Genomic DNA, 22,564 nt, shown 5'->3' with positions numbered 1-22,564 from the left:
CTGAGTGACTGGCGACACGTGGACAGCTGAGGACATTCCCGATCAGTTGGGCCGGGTCGCCGTGGTGACCGGGGCCAACTCGGGGAACGGCTTCGAAACGGCGCGGGCGCTTGCCGGCCGCGGTGCGCTGGTGGTATTGGCGGTGCGCGACCTCGCCAAGGGCAGCGCAGCGGCCGAAGCCATACGCGCCGAGCATCCCGGAGCCGAGCTGGCGCTGCAGGAGGCGGACCTAGCATCGCTCGATTCGGTGCGCCGGGGGGCTGCGGCCATCGCCGATCGGTACGAGCGCATCGATCTGCTCGTCAACAACGCCGGGGTCTTTCACACACCCCGGCGGCAGACCTCCGACGGGTTCGAGATCCGCTTCGGCACCAACCACCTTGGACACTTCGCGTGGACAGGCCTGCTGCTGGATCGTCTGCTGCCAGTCGCTGGCTCTCGAGTCGTCACCGTGAGCAGCAACGCCCACCGGTACCGCGCCCGGATTGACTTCGAACGCTTCGGAATGGAGCAGGGTCGCAGCCAGTCGGCCGCCTACGGCCGTTCGAAGCTGGCGAACCTGCTGTTCACGCACGAACTGCAGCGCCGGTTGGCCGCAGCCGGCGCGGAAACCATCGCATTGGCGGCCCATCCTGGATGGGCCGAAACGGAGATCCTTCGCGACTTCCCGCTCATCGGGCTGATACGGCCGCTGATCCGTCCGCTGCAGCACCGTGCGGCCGCAGGGGCCTTGGCCACGCTGCGTGCCGCGACCGACCCTGCCGCTGCGGGCGGCGAGTTCTACGGGCCTGACGGTCTGTGGGAAATGCGAGGCCATCCGGTGCTGGTGGGATCCAGCGACCGCTCACGCGATCCAGAGCTGCAGCGGCAGACGTGGGAGGCGTCAGAACAGGTCACCGGGCTCAGCTTCGAGGTGTGACCCACTGCGTTCTATGCGGGTGTTCCCACCAACGCGAACCCCTCGTCGAGCCAGCCGATAGCGCCGCCGATCATCTTCTTGACTGGCCGGCCCAGTCGGGCGATCCGGACAGCCGCCTTGTCTGCCGCGTTGCAGTGCGGTCCGGCGCAGTACACGACGAACAGCGTGTCCGGCGGGTACTGCGCCAGGGCCTCCTCGGTGATCGTCGTGTGGTGCATGAAGATCGCGCCCGGTACGTGTCCCGCATCGAAGCTGGCTTGGTCGCTGTTGGTCTGCAGCAGCACAAAGCCGGGCGACCCGCTCTGCATGGCCTCATTCACGTCCCAGCAGTCGGTTTCGAGCGCCAGGAGGCGCTCGAAGTGCTCGACGGCCAGCGCCGGCGCGCCAGCAGGTATCTCGGTGACCGGGTTGGTGACAGGGGTCAGCGTTGCGTTGCTCATCGGGGGAGACGTCCTCATGTCGGTTCCAGCGCAGCAGTGTTGTCGATTGCCGGTCGGCAATCTAGGAGGCATTGGTTGCCGCGACCTGCATCTGCCGAGTGACTCTCGCCGTTCGGATCGGCACCACGCCCCGCCGGTACCGCGCCGCGTTCCGGACTGACGCACCGGTCAGTCGAAGGTAATGACGGTTCGGCCGTCGCTGCCGCTGAGCATTGCGTCGATGGCGTGCTGCACGTCGTCGATGCAGTAGCGCCCCGAGATCAGGCGATCGACGGGAAGCCGGCCCTCGAGGTAGGCGCCGCACAGATCGTCAATGGAGCGTCCTGCGTCGGTCTCGGCGTAGTAGCTGCCCTTGACGGTCTTGCTCTGGCGGGACAGCTCGGCACTGTTGAACGGTGTCGTTTCGTCGTTGCCCGGTATTCCCACGAGGACGAGCGCGCCGCCCGGCCGCACGCCACGGATCCACTCCTGCTGGAGCCGGGTATTGCCGATGGCCTCGAACACGACATCTGCGCCACGGCCGCCAGTCAACTCGAGCACCCGGTCGATGGAATGGCCGATGGCGTCCCCGTCAGCCCCTTCGTTCGCCTCGACGAAATCCGTGGCACCGAGCGAGGCCGCCAAGTCGCGTTTGGTCGCTTCCCGATCCACGGCGATGATCCGTTCGGCTCCTGCCAGCGCCGCGCCCATAATCACGCTGAGCCCCACACCGCCTGCGCCCACGACTGCTACACGGTCGCCCGGTCCGACGTCGCCCCGGTACCGAGCGGCCCCGACGCCGGTTGCCACCGCGCAGCCGATGAGCGCGGCAACCTCGAACGGCACGTCGTCGTGGAGCGTCACACAGCACTCTTGGGCAACGACCATGTACTCAGCCCAGGTCGAGACACCCGAGTAGTGGCGGATCATCTCGCCGTTGCGTGACAGCCGGCTGCTGCCGTCGGTCATGAAGCCCGGCCAGAGGCTGCCGACGACCTCACGGCAGAGATGCTCCTGGCCACGGCTGCAGTAGAAGCACGCCTTGCAGCTCGGGAGCCAGTTGAGCGCCACCCGGTTGCCGGCGCGCACCGTCTCGACGCCGGCCCCTACCGCCGCCACTTCGCCTGCGCCTTCGTGCCCGAGCACACACGGCAGGTCCGCGCTGTGGCGGCCGGTGATGACGTGCTGATCGCTGTGGCATACGCCGGCGGCTCGCATCCGGATCAATACCTCGCCTTCCCGCGGCTCAGCCAGATCCAGCGTGTCGACCCGCACCGGCCCGCCGACGGCGTCCAGCACCACCGCCCTGATCTTCATGCCCCTCCAGCTTGCCGGAGCCGTCCCAGCCCGAATGACCGGCCGACACGTTGGCGCGCCGGACGCTGACAAGGACGCGTGCGGTCAGCAATCGCCATCGACGAGCGCGGCGTCAGTCACCACTTCGCCGGTCCAGCAGTAGAGCAGCACCGTCGGCGTCGCGCCGAAGTCCTGCTGGTGCGGTTGCCACGGTGCATGATGCACGGCGCCACCGGGCCCGGCCGTTCGGGGCACGCCGTCGCCGCTGGTGAACGTCGGCTCGCCGGCCAACACGTGGTACAGCTCTTCGGCCTCATGGTGGTGGCTGGGGTAGTGCAGGTTCGGTCCCCAGACGCCGATGCCGACCCTCACCGAACGGTGCTCGACAATTGATGTCGGGCCGATGAGCTGCACGTAGCCGTAGTTGTCGTGGAAGTCCTGGCTCAGCACGTCCCGATAGCCAGCGGTCTGGATCCACGGCAGCGCCGGCGCGAGAGCGAGGAACTCCTCGAGCACGGCATCAACAGCGCCGTCGCCACAGAGCTGGACGGCGTCGAGGTGCCGCAGCACCGGCAAGTAGCGAGCTTCGACCAAGGCCGGACTGCGGACCTCGTCGAGCGCATCAAGCACCGCAGCAACCATCGGGTACTCGGGGACAACCGCACGGCTGCGGTGAAACTCTGCAATTCGCCGCAGCAGCCCATCAATGACACCCGCCACACCGCAATTGTCCCAGCCGCAACCAGGCAGCAGTGCGCATACGGCTTCGCCGGTTCCGCCCTCGGTCGAGGGGGTAGTGGCGGTCAGTGGGCCCAAGGCGCGCTCGCTGGCGGCTGGGCGATTTTTGTTCTGTGCTGGTTTTGGATATAGTCCAGAATTTGATATAGTCGCCGCATGCCTCAGGACACCGTGCAGATGCTGCGGGAGCGTGGGATCCAGGTGACCGCGCAGCGGTTGGCGGTGTTCGACGCAGTCGGCGGCCGGCCGCACGCAACTGCTGACGATCTGGTCGACGATGTGCGTGCCAGTATCGGGTCTGTATCCAGACAGGCAGTATTCGACGCTTTGGCCATGTTGACCGAAGAAGGTCTGATCCGGCGCATCCAGCCGGCACGGTCGGCAGCCCGATACGAGGACCGGGTCGACGACAACCATCACCACCTGGTGTGCCGGGGCTGCGGCCGGATGGTCGACGTGGACTGTGCCGTGGGGTACCGGCCGTGCCTCGAGGCCGCCGAAGACCACGGATTCACGATCGACGAGGCCGAAGTCATCTATTGGGGCATCTGCCCGGTCTGCCAGGCAGCGCCTGCCGTCGCCGAGAGCTCGCCATGACGGCCGCACTTCCCATCCACCGATCCAATCCACAACCATCAAGGAGCAGAAATGACTGATACCAGCACCGCTGACGCAGCGACATCCGCCGCCGGCGGATGCCCAGTGCTTCACGACCAGGCAAACATGGGCTCGCTCGCCAACCAGCAATGGTGGCCCGAGCAGCTGAACCTGCGGCCGCTGGGCAAGAACTCGCCGCTGATCGACCCCACCGACGAGCAGTACGACTACGCCGCCGAGTTCGAGAGCCTCGACCTCGCCGCCGTCAAGGCCGACCTCGCCGAGGTCATGACCACCTCGCAGGACTGGTGGCCGGCCGACTTCGGCCACTACGGGCCGCTCATCATCCGCATGGCATGGCACAGCGCAGGCACCTACCGCATCCACGACGGCCGGGGGGGCGGCGGCTCGGGCACGCACCGCTTCGCACCGCTCAACAGCTGGCCAGACAACGCCAACCTCGACAAGGCTCGCCGGCTGCTGTGGCCGGTCAAGCAGAAGTACGGGCGCAAGATCTCTTGGGCCGACCTGATGATCTTGGCCGGCAACGTGGCGCTGGAGTCGATGGGCTTCGAGACCTTCGGCTTCGGCGGCGGCCGGGAGGACGTGTGGGAGCCCGAGGAGGACATCTACTGGGGTCCCGAGAATGTCTGGCTCGACGACGAGCGCTACAGCGGCGACCGGGATCTGGCGAACCCCCTCGGCGCCGTGCAAATGGGCCTGATCTACGTGAACCCTGAAGGGCCGAACGGCACGCCTGACCCGCTGGCCGCGGCCCGGGACATTCGCGAGACGTTCGCCCGCATGGCCATGAACGACGAGGAAACGGTTGCGCTGATCGCCGGCGGCCATACCTTCGGCAAGACCCATGGCGCTGCCGACGGCGATGCCCATGTCGGCCCCGAGCCCGAGGGCGCTGCCCTAGAAGAGCAGGGCCTGGGCTGGACGGGCACGTTCGGCAGCGGCAAGGCGGGCGACGCGATCACCAGCGGCCTCGAAGGCATCTGGACGCCCACGCCGGTGGCCTGGGACAACTCGTTCTTCGAGGTGCTGTTCGGCTACGAGTGGGAGCTGTCCCAGAGCCCCGCCGGTGCTCACCAGTGGGTGCCGACCGATCCGGCTGCGGCCGGCACGGTGCCCGACGCACACGATCCGTCGAAGCGCCATGCGCCGGTGATGCTCACCACCGACCTGTCGCTGCGGATGGATCCGATCTACGAGCCGATCTCGCGGCGGTTCCTCGAGAACCCCGACGAGTTCGCGGACGCATTCGCCCGGGCGTGGTTCAAGCTCACCCATCGCGACATGGGACCCGTCTCGCGCTACCTCGGACCGGAAGTCCCCGATGAGCAGCTGATCTGGCAGGACCCAGTCCCCGCCGTCGACCACGAGCTGGTCGACGACGCCGACATCGCAGCGCTCAAGACCGCGATCCTCGAGTCGGGCTTGTCGGTGTCAGAGCTGGTGAAGGCGGCGTGGGCCTCGGCTTCGACGTTCCGCGACAGCGACCTGCGAGGCGGCGCGAACGGCGCACGCATCCGGCTTGCTCCGCAGAACGGCTGGGAGGCCAACGACCCGGCAGAGCTGGCAGCGGTGCTCACAGCGCTCGAAGGAGTCCAGGCGGCATTCAACAGCGCCCCGGATGGTGGCAAGCGAGTGTCGATGGCCGACCTGATCGTCCTCGGCGGGTGCGCCGGGGTCGAACAGGCCGCTCGCACCGCTGGCCACGATGTCGTGGTTCCGTTCTCGCCGGGACGCACCGACGCCTCGGCCGACCAGACCGATGCCGAGTCGTTCGCCGTGCTCGAGCCCACCGCTGACGGCTTCCGCAACTACTGGCGGGCCGACGACAAGCGCCGCCCCGAGGTGATGCTGGTGGACCGGTCGAGCCTGCTGTCGCTGACGGCGCCGGAGATGTCGGTGCTGGTCGGCGGCCTGCGAGTGCTGGGTGCAAACACCGGCGGCTCGTCGCTGGGCGTGCTCACCGACCGTGCCGGAGCGCTGACCAACGACTTCTTCGTGAACCTGCTGGACATGGCTACCGAGTGGCAGGTGTCCGACACCGAGCACACCTACGAAGGCCGTGACCGTGCCTCCGGCGACATTAAGTGGACAGCCAGCGCAGTCGACCTCGTGTTCGGGTCCAACTCGCAGCTGCGGGCGATCGCCGAGGTCTACGGCAGTGACGACGCCGAGGCCAAGTTCGTGGCCGATTTCGTGACGGCCTGGGCCAAGGTCATGGACCTCGACCGGTTCGACCTGAACTGAGTCACGCCGCTGGGCGCGGCACTACGTTGGGCGGCGGGGGATGATCCCATGACCCAACGCCCGCGACCGCTCATGATCGGTGCCACGGCGGCCGATCCGAAGCGAGCCGTCTTCATCTGGAACGCCATCCGCAAGTACTTCAACGAGGCCGGCCTCGAAACCGAGTACGCGCTGTATTCCACCTACGACGCGCTGTGCGGTGCCGTGCTCGACGGCCACGTCGACATTGCATGGAACGCCCCGATGGCGCACGCCCAGCTGCTGCTGCAGGCCCCGGGAACCTGCCGGACGTTGGCGATGCGAGACACCGACGAGGACGTCCGCTCGCTCATCGTTGCCCGGCCGGATGCCGCCATCGCCGATCTCGACGACCTGCGCGGGCGGCGGCTGGCATTGGGGGTCGACATCTCCAGCGAGCTGTTCCTGCTGCCGGCAGCCCAGCTCGCCGAGGACGACTTCGACATCAAGTCGGACTGCGAACTCGTCGAGCTCGAGCCCACCGAGTACTCCAACCTGCAGATGTGGGTGGATGACCGGACGATCTTCGGGGCCGTCCTGGACGGCCGTGCCGACGCTGGAGTGATCTTCGAGCCATGGCTCGGCTACCTGCTGCGCCGCCACGAGCTGGCCCCCGAAGACATCGTCGAGGTGTGGCGCACCCGCCCGTACTGCCATTGCGCCTTCACGTCCAGTCCTCACCTGAGCGATGAGACCAGCGAACGGTTCACCGAGCTGCTCGTGGCAATGGACTCCGACGACCCTGACATTGCCGAGATGATGCGCATGGAGCACCTCACCAAATGGGTGCGTGCCACCGACGACGGTTGGACCGACCTCATGACTGCCGTCGAGGACGCCGACCTCGTCGGCAAGATCTTCTAGATCTCCCCAAAAGGAAAGGCATCTGACATGTCGAAACCCGCGCTCGGACTGCTGCTTGGCTTTGAGGACACGATGGCCGACTTTGTGGAGCTGGCCCGTGAGGGCGAGGCCGCGGGGATGGATTCGATGTACACGGTCGAGGCGGGGCGCAGTGCGTTCGTCTCCGCCGCTGCCGTGATCGCGGCGACCGAGCGGGTAACCGTCGGCACGTACATCGCCAATGCGTATGCCCGGGAACCGTGGCTCACAGCGATCGCCGCCCGAGACCTCGATGAGATGAGCGGTGGACGCTTCACGCTCGGGCTGGGCACTGGCAACCGCCACTTCAACGAGTGGTACATGGGCGTGGACGACTTCCGGCCCCTCGGCAAGCTGCGCGACTACATCGAGATCGTGCGCTGCGCGGTGGCCGGCCGAGCGGGAGAGCCGGTGCGCTACGAGGGCGAGCACCACCGGATCCGCTGGCGGGCGAGCTGGGAGCCGACGCGGCCGTCGATCCCCGTGTACCTGTCGGCGTCGGGGCCAAAGATGGTCCGCCTGGCAGGCGAGGTGGCCGACGGGGTCGGCGTCGGCGTGATGTCGTCGGTCGAATTCATGCGTGACATCGTCCGCCCAGCGGCGCAGCAGGCCGCCGGCGAGGCGGGCCGAGACCCCCACGGCGTCGGTTTCCTGATGGGGTCATTCCTGAGCGTCAACGACGACGAAGAGCTGGCCCGCAATGCCGCCAAGGCGACCATCTGCGGGTTGTTCCACCCCGTGCCGCACCCGTACTACGACTCGCAGTTGCGCCAGCTCGGCTTCTCCGAGTTTGCCGACGCCGCAACCCGGCTGATGCCCGAAGGCCAGATGCGTGAGGCAATCGGCCTGGTGCCCGACGAGGTCGTCGACACCATGACCGTCACCGGGACGCCCGCCCAGTGCGCCAGCCGCATCGCCGGCTACAGCGGTCTGACCGCTGAGATCATCCTGTTCCGGGTGCCTCAGCGCACCGACCGGCCAGGGCTCGCCGGCTACGAGTCGCTATTCGAGGTGGTCTCGCTCGCCAGCGACTGAGAGAGCTACCGCCGGTTCCGTCGATCACGGGCCGCACGGGCAACTCAGTAGTCGATTGGCGTTGTCCAGCGAGGGTCGTCGTGTGCGTCCCAGTAGGCCTGCCGCAGCATCATCGTGATCGGGCCGGGGGTGCCGTCGCCCAGTGGCTGACCATCAATTGACGTAACTGGCATGACCCCGCCCGCTGTACTGGTCATGAACGCCTCGTCGGCCTGGCCGACATCGGCGACCGGTACCGGGGCCACATGGGCGGTCAGTCCCTGCTCTGCGGCCAAATCGAGGACGGTCCGTCGGGTGATGCCCTCCAGCACACCGGCATCGGGCGTGCGGAGTTCGCCATCGACCACGAGGAAGATGTTGAACCCGGGTCCCTCGGTGAGGTTGCCGTCGAGGTCGGGCAGCACCACCGTGCTGCCACCTCGTTCACGGGCTTCGAAGGCGCCACGGGTCAGGTCTCCCCAGTGGAAATTCTTGACCGTCGGATCGACTGAGGCCTCAGGAATGCGCACAGTGTCCCGGGCGATGATCAGGTGCGACCCGGCCTCCTGCTTGTCGGGTTCGACGATCCAGATGTAGGGGATGGCGTAGGCGTAGAACTGGTTCTGGAACGTCCACGGGTCGCGGGCTCCCCGGCCCGGGCGGCCCCTCGTCGCGATCATCTCGACGTACGACTCGCGCAGCCCCGACCGCCGGACGCATTCGTGAAGGATCTCTGAGATCGCGGCACGGTCGAGGCCGAGGTTCATGTGGAGGTGTTTCATGCTCCGCTCGAACCGGTCGAGGTGTGCGTCGAGGCGGAAGAACTTCTCGTCCCACACGGCAACCACGTCATAGGTGACGTCCGAACGGCTGAAACCGGCGTCGAGCAGCGAGATCTTGGCCTCGCCGACCGGCACGTACTCACCATCAACCCAAGCGCAGCCCCGGCGGTAGGGGTTGTCGGCGGCGGCGGTGGGTTCGGTCACTGGTCTTCGTCCCTGGACTCGGTACCGGCACGGCGGTCGATCAGACGTTGGAAGTGCTGCGCGCCGTTCATTGCCGGCATCCGGCCGACGCCCGGGCCCATGTCGCCGAGCACCGGGAAGCCGGCCTCAACCCGGAAGCTGAACGGCATCGACTCGGGAAGGAAGCACTCGACGTCGTCGCAGGCCTGCCAGCGGACCTGACCGCTGATGGTGACGAAGCGTCCGTCGTCGTCCTTCTGCATGTTGCGTGCGTTCTGTGCAACAGGCAGCCGCAGGACGACATCGCCCTCGTACACGGCAAGCGTGTCGCCCGAACCGGACAGCGTGAGCGACCCGGTCGGCGGCGTCACTGGCTCATAGGACAGGATCCCGTCGTTGTCGTCGAGCTCGATTGCTGCGGCCACCAAGCCGTCGGGTACAGGCTCGCCGTACAGGTGCTGACCTTGGGGAACCCGGAACGTGGCAACGATCTGGCGGGTCACGCCCATCGGCAGCCGATCGCCGTCGATCCGCACATCCACGGAGACCCGGTCGGCCGGTTGGCTGCCACCCGGTGCAGGCACCTCGAACTCCTGGCCCAGCGCGGCTGCGAGCAGCTGCTCAGGACCGGAACGAATTGCGAAGTTGTGCTCGAAGAACTTCGCCACGATGGTGCCGTCTGCGTCGATCACGTACGACCCAGGGAACGGCAGGCCGTACCACGGGTGGTCATCAGGCGGGATCAGCGTGTTGACGATCCCGAACGACGTGATCACCTCGCTGTCGGGGTCCGACAACAGCGTGAACGTGGTGTTGTGAGCCTCCGCGTAGTCAGCCAGCGCATCGGGTTCGTCATAGCTCAGCGCATACAGCCGGACGCCCGCTGCCCGGTAGGCATCCATGCCTCGTTCCAGCTCGACCAGCTGGGTGCGGCACGGCGGTCACCACACAGCCGAGCGGTAGAAGACCACCACGGCAGGCTGCCCTGCCCGGTCGGCGTGCACATCGACCAAGCGGCCGGCCTGGTCAGTCGCCACGATGTCGGGCAATCGGGTGCCGACCTCAGGACCGGTGGGAAAATCTCCACGCGGGATCCGCCGACTCCCGTGGCCTGGCGGCTCAGGCATGTTGAAGCCTCGAAGTCTTCGTAGTACGGCCCGCCTGTCGGGCCGCCCCTGGTGTCGAGTTCGATCCCCATCACTTGCTCCGATCCGTCGACGTGCGGTGCCGATGTGCGCCGTCGATCATTGCATGCCGAACTGCGGTGTTCCCGATTCGGGTGGCTCGCTCCGATAGCGGCGGTTGCCCTCCGGAGCGTTGCGGTCACTAGGGGGTTGGGGAGCTACGTTGCGGCGGTGGCCGACACACCATTCGCGGGACGGCGGGAAGACGAGCCGTTGCTGCGCGGACAGAGCACCTACATCGACGGGCTGGACATCCCCGAGCTAGACGGTGCAGCGCACGCCGTGTTCGTGCGGTCGGCTGAAGCCCATGCACGTCTCGCCTCGGTAGATGTGACCGACGCCCGACAGGCCGATGGCGTGATCGCCGTGTATCTCGGGCCGGAGGTGGACGGCTGGCCGTTCCCGCCGCGGCTGCCGTCGATGAACCGCGACCTGTGGCGACCGCTCATGGCCTACGACACAGTCCGCTTCGTCGGTGAGCCCATCGCTATGGTGATCGCCGAGACCCGTGCGGCGGCGACCGACGCCGCCGAGCTTGTGATCGTCGACTATGAGCCGCTGCAGCCGGTCGTGGACCTTGATGCCAGCCTCGCTGGCGAGACGCTGCTGCACGAGCATGCCGGCACGAACGTCGCTCTGGCTTGGGAGCTCGACCCGGTCCCTGATGAGGTGTGGGATGGCTGCGACGTGACGGTCGAATTCGATCTGGCCCATCCGCGGCTCGGCCCGCACCCCATCGAGCCACTGGCTGGCGCTTCGGCCTGGGGTCCCGGCGGGCGCTGCACGGCGTGGGTGTGCTCGCAGCGACCGGCCGGGGCGAAGCACGTCATCGAGACGTTGCTGGGCCTCGAACCGGGCACGGTGCGAGCCATCTCGCCTGATGTCGGCGGCGGCTTCGGCGCCAAAGGCGGCTGGGGCTGCTACCCCGAGGATGTCGCTGTGGCGTGGGCGGCCCGCAAGCTGGGCCGACCGATCCGCTGGGCGCAGACCCGCTCAGAGGCCTCCCTTGCGATGGGCCACGGGCGGGCGTCGCGCCATCGCATCCGCATCGGCGGCAACCGCGACGGCACCATCGTGGCCTATGCCGTCGACGCACTCCAGGACAGCGGGGCCTACCCGGCGATGGGCACCAACGTCACCAACAACCTCCGCAACAGCGGCACCGGCGTGTATGACATCGCGCACGCCACGTTGCGCGGCACCTCGGTGGTTACCAGCACCACGCCGACCGTGGCGTTCCGGGGTGCTGGCCGGCCCGAAGCTGCGTGCTCCATCGAGCGGGCGGTCGATCGGTTTGCCGCAGCAATCGGCCGTGACCCGCTCGAGGTGCGCCTTGCCAATCTTGTGCCAGCCGACAGGTTCCCGTACCGCACTGCCGTGGGTGCCACCTACGACAGCGGCAACTATCCCGAAGCCCTGGCCAAAGCGGCGGAGCTGGCCGACTACGAGGGCTTGCGGGCCGAACAGGCCGCCCGCCGCGCAAGCGGGCACGACGACACCGTGCTCGGTATTGGCGTGAGCTGTACTACCGAGATCACTGGCGGCGGCGAAGGCGAGCGGGCGACAGCACTGCTGCTCGACGACGGCACCGTCGACGTCGTCGTGGGCACGTCGCCCCACGGGCAAGGGCACGAGACCACCTTCGCACCGCTCGTAGCCGCGCAGCTCGGCCTCGACGTCGACCAGATCGTCATTTCCCACGACGACTCCGATCGCTCGCCCATCGGCGGGGGGACCATCGGGTCCCGCTCGGCACAGCTCGGTGGCTCAGCCGCCCACGGAGCCGCCATCGACCTGGTGGCAGCGGCCCGTGAGCGCGCAGCCGAGCTGCTCGAAGCCGATCCCGACGATGTCGTGCTGGATACCGACCGCGGGTTGTTCCACGTGGTGGGCACCCCGGCCCGCTCGCTCGGCTGGGCCGACCTGGCCGGTCACGGCGAGCTCAGCGTCGACCACCACTTCCGGCCCGAAGGCGGCGCCGGCTCGTTCTCATTCGGTGCGTGCGTAGCCGCCGTGGAAGTCGACACTGCTACCGGCGAAGTGCAGGTGCGGCGCTTGCTGAGCGTCGACGACGCCGGCGTGATCCTGCAACCGGAGCTGGCTCACGGTCAGGTGCACGGCGGCTTGGCGCTGGCAGTCGGTGCCGCGCTCTACGAGGAGATGCACTACGACGACGATGGCATTCCCATGACGGTCGGGCTTGCCGACTACGCCCTGCCGTCAGCCGCGGAGCTGCCGCACTTCGAGTCCCATGAGACGGTGACGCCCTCGCCGCTCAACCCCCTCGGCGTCAAGGGCCTCGGCGAGTCCGGGACGGTGGTGGCCACGCCCGCCATCCACAGTGCAGTGCTCGATGCGCTGGCGCCGTTCGGCGTCGAGCACCTGGATCTGCCGCTGACTCCCGAGAAGATCTGGCGCGCTCTGCGGACCTAGCGGTCGTCAGGATCGCCAGCAACTCCCGAGCCTCTTCGAGTTCTCAGTTGGCGATGCCGTCCGCGCCTGGCAGTCAGTCGGCTTCGGCTGCGGCGCCCACGTTGGGTGTGAAGCCTGACTTGGGCGTCCCGACGCCCTTCAGCGCTTCGGCGGCACGCTCGTTCTCGAAGATCTTCGCCAGGATCGCTTTGCCGGCCCGATCGAAGTACTCCCGGTTCTCGATCACGAACTCGTTGGACTCCTGCATCGAGGCAAGCTGGCCGTTGACCGCAGGCATGACGTGGCGCGCCACCAGGTCCCAGCTGCGGAACATGGCCTCGGGCTCGGCCCAATCGTTGACGAAGCCCATCATCACGCCGAACCCGCCGGTGATCTCCTGCATTCGCAGGATGTTCTCGATGAGATCGTCGGGCGTGCCGATGACGCCGGCTGCGGAGTCGGGGTCGGCGTAGAAGTCGATGGCCTCTGCCGTCGATGCCAGCGGCTCCAGCCCCGGTCGCTGCAGCGTGGCGACGTTGTAGTCGTTGTGCCAGCGCAGAAGCCCGTGCTCGACATCACGCCGGGCCTGGTCGCGGGTGGGCGCCACGTGGAAGTTGAACATCACCCGCCAGTCGGCGCGATCCACGACACGGTCATGCTTGGCGGCGGCTTCCTCGGCGAAGCTCCACTGCAGCGGCAGCGATGCCAGGCCTTCGGTGGACATGGAGCCGATCGACAGCACGCCCATGCCGTGCTTGCCGGCCAGCGTCATGCCCGACGGGCTGATCATCGACGCCGTCACCATCGGGATCTTGTGCTGGTACGGCAGGATCTGCAGCTTCGCGTCGTACAGCGAGAACCAGTCGCACTCGTAGGTGAAGCGCTCGCCGCCCGCCAGCAGGCGCTGGATGACCGGGATTGCCTCGTCCTGGCGGTCGCGCAACAACATCGGGTCGATCCCCAGGGTGTGGGCGTCGGACGGCAGCGCACCGGGCCCGGTGCCGAGGATCGCCCGTCCGAAGCTCATCTGGTCGAGCTGGACGATGCGCTGAGCGACCATGAACGGATGGTGATAGGGGATCGAGGTCACCCCGGTGCCCAGCTTGATGCGGTCGGTGCGCACCGCCGCAGCGGCCAGGAACATCTCGGGCGAGCCGATCGTCTCCCATCCGGTCGAGTGATGCTCACCGCACCAGAACTCGTCGTACCCAAGCCGGTCGAGGTGGGTGACCAAGTCGAGATCCCGCTGCAGCTGCAGCGCCGGGCTCTCTCCAGGCAGATGATGCGGTGCGAGAAACGCTGCGAACTTCACCGAGGGGACCCTACCGAAGCCCGGCTGTGGGTGAGCGGGCGGCAGGCGCTAGCTGATGCTGCGGCCCCCGTCGACGTCGAGACAGACGCCGGTGAGGAAGCCGGCCTCGTCGGAGGCCAAGTACATCACGGCGTTGGCGACATCGACGGGGTCCGACATCCGGCCCATGGGGATGCCCTCGACGACGCCTGCTCTCATTTCGTCGGTCATCGTGTCCAAGCCGGTCGCTCGCTCGAAGAAGCGGGTCTCGGAGGCCACCGGGGCCACGCAGTTGATGCGGATGTCGGGCGCGAACTCCTCGGCCAGACCCCGTGTCAGCATGATCGTGGCCGCCTTCGACGTGTTGTACGGCGTCAGGCCGGGCCGGGGCCGCTTGCCGCCGATCGAGGCCGTGCTCACGATCGTGCTGCCTGGCGGCATGTACGGCGTGAAGTGCTTGGCGGCGAAGTAGACGCTGCGGGTGTTGACCGCCCACATGAGGTCGAACTCTTCGGTCGGGATGTCCGATGTGGAGCCCATCCGGTGGGCGAAACCCGCGTTGGCGGCGACGATGTCGATGCCGCCCCACGTGTCCACCATGAGCTGCGCCAGCTCGACGTGAGGCGCTTCCTCGGTCACGTCGAGGCGGAACGATTCGGCGCCCTCGAGGCCCTTGGCCACCGTGGCGGCGCCTTCAGCGTCGATGTCGGTGACCATCACCCGCGCCCCGCGCTCGGCGAATCCCTCGCTGATCGCCCGTCCGAAGCCCGAAGCCCCGCCGGTCACGATCACCCGCTTGCCGTCAAACCGCATCGTCGCCCCTTGCTGCTGTGCGAATTCCGCCCGGACCTTGGGCGGATGGTAGGTCGCACCGCAGCGCTGGACTGTTACGTTGAGGCGCAGAGGCCAGCCACCCCGGTGTTGGCAGAGCAACCCATATGGGTAGCAACCGGGTGGCTGGCCCTGTCGCGCCGGCGTGATGCGCCCTGCGGGCGGACTTGAACCTGGAGGCGAATCAAGGCGTCGTGAGGATGCCGTCGCCGATAAGGCCTTCGATTGTTTCGGCCTGGTAGCCGATCTCATTGAGGATCTCCCGGCCGTGCTCGCCGATCTTCGGGGCGGCTCGCCGGACGCTGGGCGGAGTCTTGGAGAACTGCTCGGGCGGCGGGATGACCCGGTACGGGCCCGCAACCGGATGCTCGTCGATCGGAAGATCCGACACGAGTTCGTCGAGCGTCGCCGCCTCGGTTGCGGGGATGCCGTTTTCTTCGCACAGCTCCAGCCACTCGGCCGTCGTGCGCTGGCCCAGCACCGACGCGACATCGCGGTAGAGGCTGTCGCTGTGGGTGACGCGCTCGATGGGCGTCGCGAACCTCTCGTCGGCGGCGAGATCGTGCCGTCCCCCGGCTTCGAACAGCGCGACGTAGTGCTCGTGGTCGTAGGGGAGGATGTTGATCCACCCATCGGCAGTGCGCTGGGGCTTGCGCTCGGGCGTGAGGATGCGGGCATACCCAGCGCTCGCCACCGGTGGCTCGGAGATGGCGCCCGCACCGTGCTCGGCGAGCACGAAGGCGCGCATCACATCGATCATCGGGATCTCGATGCACTGCCCTTGGCCGGTCTGTGCCCGGTGGTACAGCGCCGCGGTCACCGAATTGGCGATCGTCAGCCCGCAGAACTTGTCGGCGACGAGGCTGGGCAGCAGCATCGGCTCGGCGCCCATGCGGCGGAACAGGTCGCCGATGCCGCTGGCGGACTGGATGATGTCGTCGTACGCAGGTGCATCGGCTTGCTCGCTGGCAGACGGGTAGCCGTGCGCCCGGCAGAACACAATGTCGGGCCGAACCTGCTGCACGGCCTCGTAGTGCAACCCGAGGCGACGCAGCGGTCCTGGGCGCAGGTTGGTGATCATCACGTCGCACGTGGCGACGATGTCGAGAAATGCTTGGCGGCCCCGCTCGTGCTTGAGATCCAACGCGATGCTGCGCTTGTTGCGCAGCAGGTTGAGCGAGACGCCCGAGAAGCCATCGACCGGGCCTGAGCCCATGCTCCGGTTCCGGTCACCACCGGCAGATTCCACCAAGATGACGTCAGCGCCGAAATCGCCGAGCGTGCGCGTCGCTGCCGGCCCCATGAGCACCGACGACAGGTCCAGCACCCGGACTCCCGCCAGCGGCCCCGTCGCTCCGTCGCCTTCGTTCTCGCCCGTGCTCATCTCACCCCATTACGTCGCGAAACCGGAGTGCAGGACTATCAGATGTTCTTGCTGTCCGTACGGGTCGGAGCCTTGTGGGTGGTTCCTAGGCAATAGCTTCGGCGTATGGGCGATGCCCTGGACAGGCTGCGGCGGGAGGTTGCCATCGGGTGCCGGGTGATGGCGCATCGCGGGCTGGTCGAGAACATCCTGGGGCACATCAGCGTGCGGATCGGCGGGGGCCGGGCGTTGGTGCGATGCCGCGGTCCGCACGAGGCTGGGCTGCGGTTCACGACGCCTGACGATGTGCGCGAGGTCGACTTGGCCTCCGGCGAGATCACGGACGATCCGGCGGGGGACTACGCCGTGCCGGGCGAACTGCCGATCCACACCTCGGTGCTCGCGGCCCGGCCCGATGTGACCTGCGTGGTCCACGCGCACTCGCCCGACGTCGTGTTGGCCAGCCTCGCCGGCATCGAGCTCGAGCCGATCTTCGGTGCCTACGACATCCCAGCCGCTCGCCTTGCCGCCGCAGGCATACCCGTCCACCCCCGTTCGGTCCTCATCCGCAATGACGTGCTTGCCGCCGAGATGGTGGCCTCGCTGGGCGATGCCCCAGCGCTCGTGCTGCGGGGCCATGGCGTCGTGACCACTGGCGAAGACGTCGCCGATGCCGTGCTGCGGTCGCTGCAGCTCGACACGCTGGCACGCATCCACCTGCGGGTGCGCGCCGCGGGAGCGACCCCCGAAGCCATTCCCGACGCCGATCTGGCCGAGTTGCCGGACCTCGGCAGCGCTTTCAACCGTGAGACCCTGTGGGGGCACCATGTGGCTGCACTCGAGCACGACGGGCATGGGCTGAACTAGCTCATAGGCAGGGGAGGAGACGACATGGCACCGGCCGAGCCCAACGGCATCGCCGACATCACCGGCGCCGTGCGTCAAGGCCTCATCCCCGCCTTTCTGTACAACGACGCCGAGGTGCACGAGCTGGAGCGCACCCGGCTGTTCGGCAGGTCGTGGAACTTCCTGGCCCACGAGTCCGAGATCGCTCAGCCCGACGACTACGTGGTGCGCAACATCGGCGACGACTCGTTCCTGGTGACCCGCGACAGCGACGGTCAGGTCCACGTGATGTTCAACATGTGCGTCCACCGGGGCATGCAGGTGTGCCGCGCCGAGCGCGGCAGCGCCCGCACGTTCCGCTGCCCGTACCACGCCTGGACCTACAAGAACGACGGCCAGCTCGCCGGGTTGCCCTTCCATGCAGATGCCTACGGCGGCGAAGCCGGATTCATCAAGGAAGGCCAGGCACTGCTGCGGGCGCCCTCGGTCGCGATCCGCAACGGCATGATCTTCGCCAGCCTCGACCCCGACGCTCCCGACTTCGAGACCTGGCTGGGCGACTACGCGTTCTATCTCGACTTCTACACCGGCCAGAGCGAGGCCGGCATGGAGTTCCGCGGGCCGCAGCGCTGGCGTGTCGAGGCCAACTGGAAGATCGGCGCCGAGAACTTCATGGGCGACAGCTACCACACGCCCCACACCCACGCGAGCGTCGTGGACATCGAGCTGTTCGGCGAGCCGAAGCCCTACAAGCGCAAGGAAGGCGTGCTGTGGCATGCCGGCCCCGGCGGCGGCACCACCTACAAGCTGCCGCCCGGCAGCGACTTCCGATCGGGGCTGGCCTACGTCGGCTACCCCGACGAGATGATCGACCGCATGGCTGCCACGCTGAGCCCCCCGCAACGGGCGCTCGTCGACGAGCCGGGTTTCATGCCCTCCGCCTCCACGCTGTTCCCGAACCTGAGCTTCGTGCACAACTGGCCCCAGACCGACGCTGAGGGGCGGATCACGCCGTTCATCTCCGTTCGGTTGTGGCAGCCCGTGGGACCGGGTGAGACCGAGGTGTACTCGTGGTTCTGCGTGGCTGCCGACGCGCCGGACGATTACAAGGCGGCGTCGTACAAGGCGTACCTGATGTGCTTCGGGTCGTCGGGCATGTTCGAGCAGGACGACGTCGAGAACTGGGTGTCGATCACGACCATGGCACGTGGCTCGATGGCGCGGAACCTGCTGCTCAACAACCGCATGGGCCTGACGCTCGACGGCGAACCGATCGTCGACCAGTTCGAGGGCTTCGGCGGCCCGGGCACGGCCTACCAGGGCTTCGGCGAGCACAACCAGCGCCACTGGTTCTCGATGTGGGCCGACTTGGTGTCACAGCCTGCGCCCGCCCGCCAGCCCATGGCCTTCGGCATGGGGGAGCAGCCGGCGTGAGCTCCGGGCAGTCTCAGGCACCGCTGCCCTACACCGACGAGCGGCACCAGGCAGCCGCACAGTTCCTGACCGAAGAGGCGCACTTGCTCGACACGTCCGACTTCGAGGCATGGCTGGGGCTGATGGACCGCCGGATTCGCTACCGCATGCCGGTGCGAGTCACCGCTGTCAAGGCTGCCGACGAGGTCGACGTGCAGACCATGCATCACTTCGACGAGGACTGGTACTCGCTACGCAAGCGGGTGCAGCGGTTCCAGACCGACTATGCGTGGACCGAGGACCCCCAGAGCCGCATCCGCCACCACGTCTCCAACGTGCGGACCTTCGAGGGCTCCGATGACGAGCTCATCGTGGAGTCGGCGGTGCTGCTGTACCGGTCGCGTGGCGACCGCACAGCTCCAAGCCTGCTGTCGGCAGGGCGGACCGACGTGCTGATGCCGACGGAGGAGGGCTTGCGCCTGCGCCAACGCGACATCGAGATCGACGAGTCGGTCCTGCGCACCCAGAACCTGGCGATCTTCCTGTGAAGCTGTCGGGCGACGTCTTCGTGAGGGCCCCGCGATGAGCAGGCTGGCTGGCAACCGAGCGCTCATCATCGGGGCGGGGTCGGGCATCGGCCGGGGAGTGCACGACGCCTTTCTGGCCGAAGGTGCGAGCATCGGCTCGCTTGAGATCGACCCGCACAAGTGCGAATCGCTGGCCGAAGCATCGGCCGGACCGGTGATCTGCGGCGATGCCACCAGCGCAGGCGATAACGACGACGCCGTCGCCGCGATGCTGGACGCATTCGACGGCATCGACACGCTGGTGAGCTGCGTCGGGTTGTTCGACTTCTACCTCGGGCTGGGCGAGCTTCCCCGAGATGCGCTCGACGACGCCTTCGCAGAGGTCATGGACGTCAATGTGCGTTCCATGCTGCTGGCCGTCCGGGCCGCGATCGAACCGCTGCGGGCAAGCCGCGGCTCGGTCATCCTGACCGGCTCCACCAGCAGCTTCATGCCGGGCCGCGGCGGGATCCTCTATGTGGCCAGCAAGTTCGCGGTACGGGGCTGCGTGGAGTCGCTGGCCCATGAGCTGGCACCCGAAATCCGAGTCAACGGCGTTGCACCGGGCGGCACCCACGGCACCGACCTTCGCGGCCTGCGCTCACTCGGCCTGCACGACCGATCCCTGGGTCAGGAACCCGACCGGGTCGAGTCCATCCGGCAGCGCAGCCGTCTCGGCGTCGCACTCGGCCCCGCGGACCACGCCGAGAGCTACGTGTTCCTGGCCTCGGAAGCCTCACGGGGCATGACCGGCCGCTTCATCCACAGCGACGGCGGCGCCAACCTCCCCGACGTCTGAGAACGGCCTGGTTGATCGTTTCAGCTGGCGGATGGAAAGCGGACCGGCAGGCAGCGAGGGCCGCGGACTTGTCCGCCTGCCCACGTGACGGCGTCGGGGTCGCTCACCTCGAAGTCCGGGATGCGCTCGAACCAGGTGCGCAGTGCAATGTCCATCTCGAGTCTGGCCAGGTTCGAGCCGGCGCAGCGGTGAATACCCGCACCGAACGCGATGTGCCGGTTGTGAGGCCGGTCCAAGATCACCTCATCGGGACGATCGAAGATCTCCGGGTCGCGGTTCGCTGCGGGGAAGTTCATCAGCACCTTGCTTCCCTGCGGAATCGTGACCTCGCCATAGGACACGTCCTGGGCTGCCCGGCGACCCATCGTCACCGGCGAGTAGAAGCGCAGCAGCTCCTCGATGGCCGTCGGCCACAGTTCGGGCTCGGCCGCCATCCGCTCGCGGTCGGCAGCGTGAGTGCCGAAATGCCACAGGGCCGAGCCGATCGAGCTCCACGTGGTGTCGATGCCAGCGATGAGCTGCAGGTTGAGCATGCCCACCACCCTCATGGGATCGACCGGCTCGCCGTTGTCGTCGGTACCGGCCAGCAACGCGGAGACGAAGCCGTCATCGGGGTTGGCCAGCTTCTCCTCCACGACTTCCTGGAAGTAATCGCGGATCACTCTGCGGTACTTGAGGCGGAGTTGTACGTCTGCCAGGCCCAGTTCCAAGATGCACTGCACCCAGTAGGTGAAATCGTCCACTCGGCTCTCGTCGACGTCCATCAGGTGCGCGATAACCCGGGGCGGGATCTGCTGGGCGTACTGCCCGGCGGCGTCGGCGGTGCCTGCGTCGATGAAGTCGTCGATGAGGCGGTTCGCGAGGTCGAGCGTGTACTGGCGGTGAGCCTGCACGGCCTTCTGCGTGAAGTGCGGCAGCAGCAGGCGTCGGGTCCAGCCGTGAACGGGCGGGTCCTCAGAGATGGGGGCGGCGTTGGCGCCGTACCTCTCGAACACCGGGTCCAGCATCAATTCTTCGATGATCTCCGGAGGGGGTGTGGTCACCAGCGGGTCCGCGCTGGACAGCTCGGGCACCATCTTGGCGAGCGCCTGCACGTCCTGGTAGCGGGTCGGCAGGAACGAGCCGCCCCAGCGCTCCGTGTGTGCGACCGGGCAGCGTTCCCGCAGCTCGTCCCACACGGGGGCCGGGTCGCGTACGTATCCGGAGTCGAAGATGTCGTAGTCGGTGCCCCAGTCGTCGACGGGTGCCGTGTCGGTCATCGATGGTTCCCTCGGGTCGTGACCGGCCGGTCGAACGGGCCGATCAGTTGGCAGCCAGCCGGAGTGCGGCGAGCGGGCTGATGGGCTCAGCGTAGGACCTGCGTTGACGCCTCAAGCGCTCCGTCGCCGTCTCGCTGCTGGCGCTTGGACTCAGGGTTAGTCTCCGTCCATGGCAGGCAAGGTCATTCGTTCAGAAGCGCTCATCGAGGCGCATCCGGTCCCCGAGCTGATCCGCTCCGGGGCGTTCGCGCCGGCGGTGAGGGCTGGTCCGTCGGTCTATGTCTCGGGCTGCATCGCCAACGATCTCACCAAGGACATGGGCGGGCAGACAGAGGAGATCTTCGAATACATCCAACTCGCGCTCGCCGAGGAGGGCTTCGAGATGTCCGATGTCGTCAAGCTGCAGGCGTTCATCACCGATGTCGACCAGTACGGCTCCTACAGCGCCGCCCGCAAGAAGTACTTCCCGGGCGAACCGCCGGCGAGCACGACGGTCATCGCCGGCATCATCATCCCGGGGGCGCTCATCGAGATCGAGGCTGTCGCCTACAAGGAGTAGCGGTGGCCGATTGTGGTTAGCTGAACCATCAGGAGCGGTTGCCCGTGGGCCGGGAGCGCCGCCGGGAGGAAATGACGTGCGTGTCGATGCGGTGAAACCAGGGGACTACAACCGCATCCGGGTGGAGCCGCTCACGGGTTCGATCGGTGCGGAGATCGCCAACGTCGACCTCCGAGAGCTCGACGACGAGCTCATTGCAGAGTTGCAGGAGGCCTGGTTGGCCCACAAGGTGCTGTTCTTCAAGGACCAGCAGTTGACCCAGGCCGAGCACGTGGCCTACGGGCGGGCGCTCGGCGAGTTGGAGATCCACCCGTTCGCGCCGCATGTCGAAGGACACCCCGAGATCTTGGTGCTCGAGTCCACGGCGGAGAGCTTCTACGCCGCAGAAACCTGGCACTCGGACGTGACCTTTCGTGAGTGCCCGCCGCTCGGCTCAGTGCTGCTGGGCCGCATCGTCCCGCCGTATGGCGGAGATACCTGCTTCGCGAACATGGAGCTGGCCTACGAGCGCCTTGCCGACGATCTCAAGGAACAGATCGACGACAGCTTCGCGATCCACTCCTACGTCAAGGCGTTCGGGCGTGGCATGAGCGACCGCAAGCGGGCTGAGGCTGCAGAGCAATTCCCGGACCAGAAGCACCCTGTCGTGCGCACGCACCCGGTCACCGGACGCAAGAGCCTGTACGTCAACCGGATCTTCACGCTCACGATCGACGGGATGAGCCTCGATGAGAGCCGCTCGCTGCGCCAGCGCCTCTACGACGAGGCGGCGACGCCCGAGTATCAGTGCCGGTTCCGGTGGCGGCCCGGCTCGATCGCGCAATGGGACAACCGGTGCACCCAGCACTACGCCGTGCCCGACCACGGCGGCATGCACCGGCGCATGGAGCGGGTGACGCTCATCGGCGATCGCCCGGTCTGATCG

Annotated in this window: 22 protein-coding genes and 1 pseudogene; 12 read left to right on the top strand and 11 right to left on the bottom strand. The window is 67.5% G+C overall.

Going from position 1 to position 22,564, the window contains the following annotated elements:
* Window positions 1–4: 4 nt before the first annotated feature.
* A complete protein-coding gene (locus ACOQPE_RS14505; protein WP_420609598.1) occupies window positions 5–919 on the top strand; it encodes an oxidoreductase in 915 nt (304 codons plus the stop codon).
* 11 nt (window positions 920–930) lie between these two features.
* On the opposite strand, the gene ACOQPE_RS14500 is transcribed toward ACOQPE_RS14505, so the two are convergent.
* From ACOQPE_RS14500 to ACOQPE_RS14490, 3 genes are all read right to left on the bottom strand, one after another.
* Window positions 931–1,359, bottom strand: coding sequence for a rhodanese-like domain-containing protein (locus tag ACOQPE_RS14500; RefSeq protein WP_420609597.1), 429 nt, complete (start codon window positions 1,357–1,359; stop codon window positions 931–933).
* 168 nt (window positions 1,360–1,527) lie between these two features.
* Complete coding sequence (locus ACOQPE_RS14495) at window positions 1,528–2,655, bottom strand: zinc-binding dehydrogenase (RefSeq protein WP_420609596.1); 1,128 nt, start codon at window positions 2,653–2,655, stop codon at window positions 1,528–1,530.
* Between the two features lie 84 nt (window positions 2,656–2,739).
* Complete coding sequence (locus ACOQPE_RS14490; protein WP_420609595.1) at window positions 2,740–3,354, bottom strand: dimethylsulfonioproprionate lyase family protein; 615 nt, start codon at window positions 3,352–3,354, stop codon at window positions 2,740–2,742.
* Window positions 3,355–3,528: 174 nt separating this feature from the next.
* Between ACOQPE_RS14490 and ACOQPE_RS14485 the strand changes: the two genes are divergently transcribed.
* From ACOQPE_RS14485 to ACOQPE_RS14470, 4 genes are read left to right on the top strand one after another with little or no spacing between them, the layout of a single operon-like run.
* Complete coding sequence (locus ACOQPE_RS14485) at window positions 3,529–3,969, top strand: Fur family transcriptional regulator (protein ID WP_420609594.1); 441 nt, start codon at window positions 3,529–3,531, stop codon at window positions 3,967–3,969.
* Window positions 3,970–4,020: 51 nt separating this feature from the next.
* Complete coding sequence (gene katG, locus ACOQPE_RS14480) at window positions 4,021–6,237, top strand: catalase/peroxidase HPI (protein WP_420609593.1); 2,217 nt, start codon at window positions 4,021–4,023, stop codon at window positions 6,235–6,237.
* A gap of 48 nt (window positions 6,238–6,285) precedes the next feature.
* A complete protein-coding gene (locus tag ACOQPE_RS14475) occupies window positions 6,286–7,119 on the top strand; it encodes a phosphate/phosphite/phosphonate ABC transporter substrate-binding protein (protein WP_420609592.1) in 834 nt (277 codons plus the stop codon).
* A 27-nt stretch (window positions 7,120–7,146) separates the two neighbouring features.
* Entirely contained in the window at window positions 7,147–8,172 is a 1,026-nt protein-coding gene (locus ACOQPE_RS14470) for an LLM class flavin-dependent oxidoreductase (protein WP_420609591.1), read from the top strand.
* Window positions 8,173–8,216: 44 nt separating this feature from the next.
* On the opposite strand, the gene ACOQPE_RS14465 is transcribed toward ACOQPE_RS14470, so the two are convergent.
* From ACOQPE_RS14465 to ACOQPE_RS14450, 4 genes and pseudogenes are all read right to left on the bottom strand, one after another.
* The gene (locus ACOQPE_RS14465) at window positions 8,217–9,137 is read right to left on the bottom strand and encodes an aminotransferase class IV (RefSeq protein WP_420609590.1); all 921 of its coding nucleotides are present in this window, start codon (window positions 9,135–9,137) and stop codon (window positions 8,217–8,219) included.
* The gene (locus tag ACOQPE_RS14460; protein ID WP_420611402.1) at window positions 9,134–9,808 is read right to left on the bottom strand and encodes a protein-disulfide reductase DsbD domain-containing protein; all 675 of its coding nucleotides are present in this window, start codon (window positions 9,806–9,808) and stop codon (window positions 9,134–9,136) included. Before ACOQPE_RS14460 ends, ACOQPE_RS14465 begins: the two co-directional genes overlap by 4 nt.
* A pseudogene (locus tag ACOQPE_RS14455) lies at window positions 9,791–10,045 on the bottom strand (redoxin domain-containing protein); the annotation flags it as partial. The gene ACOQPE_RS14460 and the pseudogene ACOQPE_RS14455, both read right to left, overlap by 18 nt.
* A gap of 12 nt (window positions 10,046–10,057) precedes the next feature.
* Entirely contained in the window at window positions 10,058–10,243 is a 186-nt protein-coding gene (locus ACOQPE_RS14450; protein WP_420609589.1) for a hypothetical protein, read from the bottom strand.
* A gap of 228 nt (window positions 10,244–10,471) precedes the next feature.
* Here ACOQPE_RS14450 and ACOQPE_RS14445 point away from each other — a divergent pair, with 228 nt between their 5' ends.
* Window positions 10,472–12,733, top strand: coding sequence for a xanthine dehydrogenase family protein molybdopterin-binding subunit (locus ACOQPE_RS14445; RefSeq protein WP_420609588.1), 2,262 nt, complete (start codon window positions 10,472–10,474; stop codon window positions 12,731–12,733).
* Between the two features lie 73 nt (window positions 12,734–12,806).
* Here the strand turns inward: ACOQPE_RS14445 and ACOQPE_RS14440 are convergent, their stop codons facing one another.
* The 3 genes from ACOQPE_RS14440 to ACOQPE_RS14430 form a co-directional block, all read right to left on the bottom strand.
* Window positions 12,807–14,024: an LLM class flavin-dependent oxidoreductase gene (locus ACOQPE_RS14440; protein WP_420609587.1), complete on the bottom strand. Its 1,218-nt coding sequence runs from the start codon at window positions 14,022–14,024 to the stop codon at window positions 12,807–12,809.
* A gap of 48 nt (window positions 14,025–14,072) precedes the next feature.
* Window positions 14,073–14,816 carry an SDR family oxidoreductase gene (locus ACOQPE_RS14435; protein ID WP_420609586.1) on the bottom strand — a complete coding sequence of 248 codons (744 nt, stop codon included), beginning with the start codon at window positions 14,814–14,816 and terminating at the stop codon, window positions 14,073–14,075.
* Window positions 14,817–15,018: 202 nt separating this feature from the next.
* On the bottom strand, window positions 15,019–16,218 hold the full coding sequence (locus tag ACOQPE_RS14430; RefSeq protein WP_420609585.1) for a CaiB/BaiF CoA transferase family protein: 1,200 nt from the start codon (window positions 16,216–16,218) through the stop codon (window positions 15,019–15,021).
* 105 nt (window positions 16,219–16,323) lie between these two features.
* On the opposite strand from ACOQPE_RS14430, the gene ACOQPE_RS14425 reads away from it, so the two are divergent.
* From ACOQPE_RS14425 to ACOQPE_RS14410, 4 genes are read left to right on the top strand one after another with little or no spacing between them, the layout of a single operon-like run.
* A complete protein-coding gene (locus tag ACOQPE_RS14425) occupies window positions 16,324–17,064 on the top strand; it encodes a class II aldolase/adducin family protein (RefSeq protein ID WP_420609584.1) in 741 nt (246 codons plus the stop codon).
* A gap of 24 nt (window positions 17,065–17,088) precedes the next feature.
* Window positions 17,089–18,477, top strand: a complete 1,389-nt coding sequence (locus tag ACOQPE_RS14420) for an aromatic ring-hydroxylating oxygenase subunit alpha (protein ID WP_420609583.1) — start codon at window positions 17,089–17,091, stop codon at window positions 18,475–18,477.
* On the top strand, window positions 18,474–19,004 hold the full coding sequence (locus ACOQPE_RS14415; protein WP_420609582.1) for a 3-phenylpropionate/cinnamic acid dioxygenase subunit beta: 531 nt from the start codon (window positions 18,474–18,476) through the stop codon (window positions 19,002–19,004). Before ACOQPE_RS14420 ends, ACOQPE_RS14415 begins: the two co-directional genes overlap by 4 nt.
* A 34-nt stretch (window positions 19,005–19,038) precedes the next feature.
* Window positions 19,039–19,821, top strand: a complete 783-nt coding sequence (locus ACOQPE_RS14410; protein ID WP_420609581.1) for an SDR family oxidoreductase — start codon at window positions 19,039–19,041, stop codon at window positions 19,819–19,821.
* Between the two features lie 20 nt (window positions 19,822–19,841).
* Here the strand turns inward: ACOQPE_RS14410 and ACOQPE_RS14405 are convergent, their stop codons facing one another.
* On the bottom strand, window positions 19,842–21,080 hold the full coding sequence (locus tag ACOQPE_RS14405; RefSeq protein WP_420609580.1) for a cytochrome P450: 1,239 nt from the start codon (window positions 21,078–21,080) through the stop codon (window positions 19,842–19,844).
* A 169-nt stretch (window positions 21,081–21,249) separates the two neighbouring features.
* On the opposite strand from ACOQPE_RS14405, the gene ACOQPE_RS14400 reads away from it, so the two are divergent.
* On the top strand, window positions 21,250–21,639 hold the full coding sequence (locus tag ACOQPE_RS14400) for a RidA family protein (protein WP_419853694.1): 390 nt from the start codon (window positions 21,250–21,252) through the stop codon (window positions 21,637–21,639).
* Between the two features lie 76 nt (window positions 21,640–21,715).
* On the top strand, window positions 21,716–22,561 hold the full coding sequence (locus ACOQPE_RS14395; RefSeq protein ID WP_420609579.1) for a TauD/TfdA dioxygenase family protein: 846 nt from the start codon (window positions 21,716–21,718) through the stop codon (window positions 22,559–22,561).
* The last annotated feature ends 3 nt before the right edge of the window (window positions 22,562–22,564 follow it).

It is taken from the genome of Candidatus Poriferisodalis sp., assembly GCF_965219595.1.
Taxonomy (GTDB): Bacteria; Actinomycetota; Acidimicrobiia; order Acidimicrobiales; family Poriferisodalaceae; genus Poriferisodalis.
Note: the sequence above shows the minus strand (reverse complement) of the source record. Positions and strands in the feature narration are given on the sequence as shown.

Coding starts and splice junctions, on each gene's coding strand:
- katG (WP_420609593.1), top strand. CDS start 4,021: ATGACTGATACCAGCACCGCTGACGCAGCGACATCCGCCGCCGGCGGA.
- ACOQPE_RS14500 (WP_420609597.1), bottom strand. CDS start 1,359: ATGAGCAACGCAACGCTGACCCCTGTCACCAACCCGGTCACCGAGATA.
- ACOQPE_RS14405 (WP_420609580.1), bottom strand. CDS start 21,080: ATGACCGACACGGCACCCGTCGACGACTGGGGCACCGACTACGACATC.
- ACOQPE_RS14400 (WP_419853694.1), top strand. CDS start 21,250: ATGGCAGGCAAGGTCATTCGTTCAGAAGCGCTCATCGAGGCGCATCCG.
- ACOQPE_RS14495 (WP_420609596.1), bottom strand. CDS start 2,655: ATGAAGATCAGGGCGGTGGTGCTGGACGCCGTCGGCGGGCCGGTGCGG.
- ACOQPE_RS14410 (WP_420609581.1), top strand. CDS start 19,039: ATGAGCAGGCTGGCTGGCAACCGAGCGCTCATCATCGGGGCGGGGTCG.
- ACOQPE_RS14430 (WP_420609585.1), bottom strand. CDS start 16,218: ATGAGCACGGGCGAGAACGAAGGCGACGGAGCGACGGGGCCGCTGGCG.
- ACOQPE_RS14435 (WP_420609586.1), bottom strand. CDS start 14,816: ATGCGGTTTGACGGCAAGCGGGTGATCGTGACCGGCGGGGCTTCGGGC.
- ACOQPE_RS14485 (WP_420609594.1), top strand. CDS start 3,529: ATGCCTCAGGACACCGTGCAGATGCTGCGGGAGCGTGGGATCCAGGTG.
- ACOQPE_RS14420 (WP_420609583.1), top strand. CDS start 17,089: ATGGCACCGGCCGAGCCCAACGGCATCGCCGACATCACCGGCGCCGTG.
- ACOQPE_RS14470 (WP_420609591.1), top strand. CDS start 7,147: ATGTCGAAACCCGCGCTCGGACTGCTGCTTGGCTTTGAGGACACGATG.
- ACOQPE_RS14475 (WP_420609592.1), top strand. CDS start 6,286: ATGACCCAACGCCCGCGACCGCTCATGATCGGTGCCACGGCGGCCGAT.
- ACOQPE_RS14450 (WP_420609589.1), bottom strand. CDS start 10,243: ATGCCTGAGCCGCCAGGCCACGGGAGTCGGCGGATCCCGCGTGGAGAT.
- ACOQPE_RS14425 (WP_420609584.1), top strand. CDS start 16,324: ATGGGCGATGCCCTGGACAGGCTGCGGCGGGAGGTTGCCATCGGGTGC.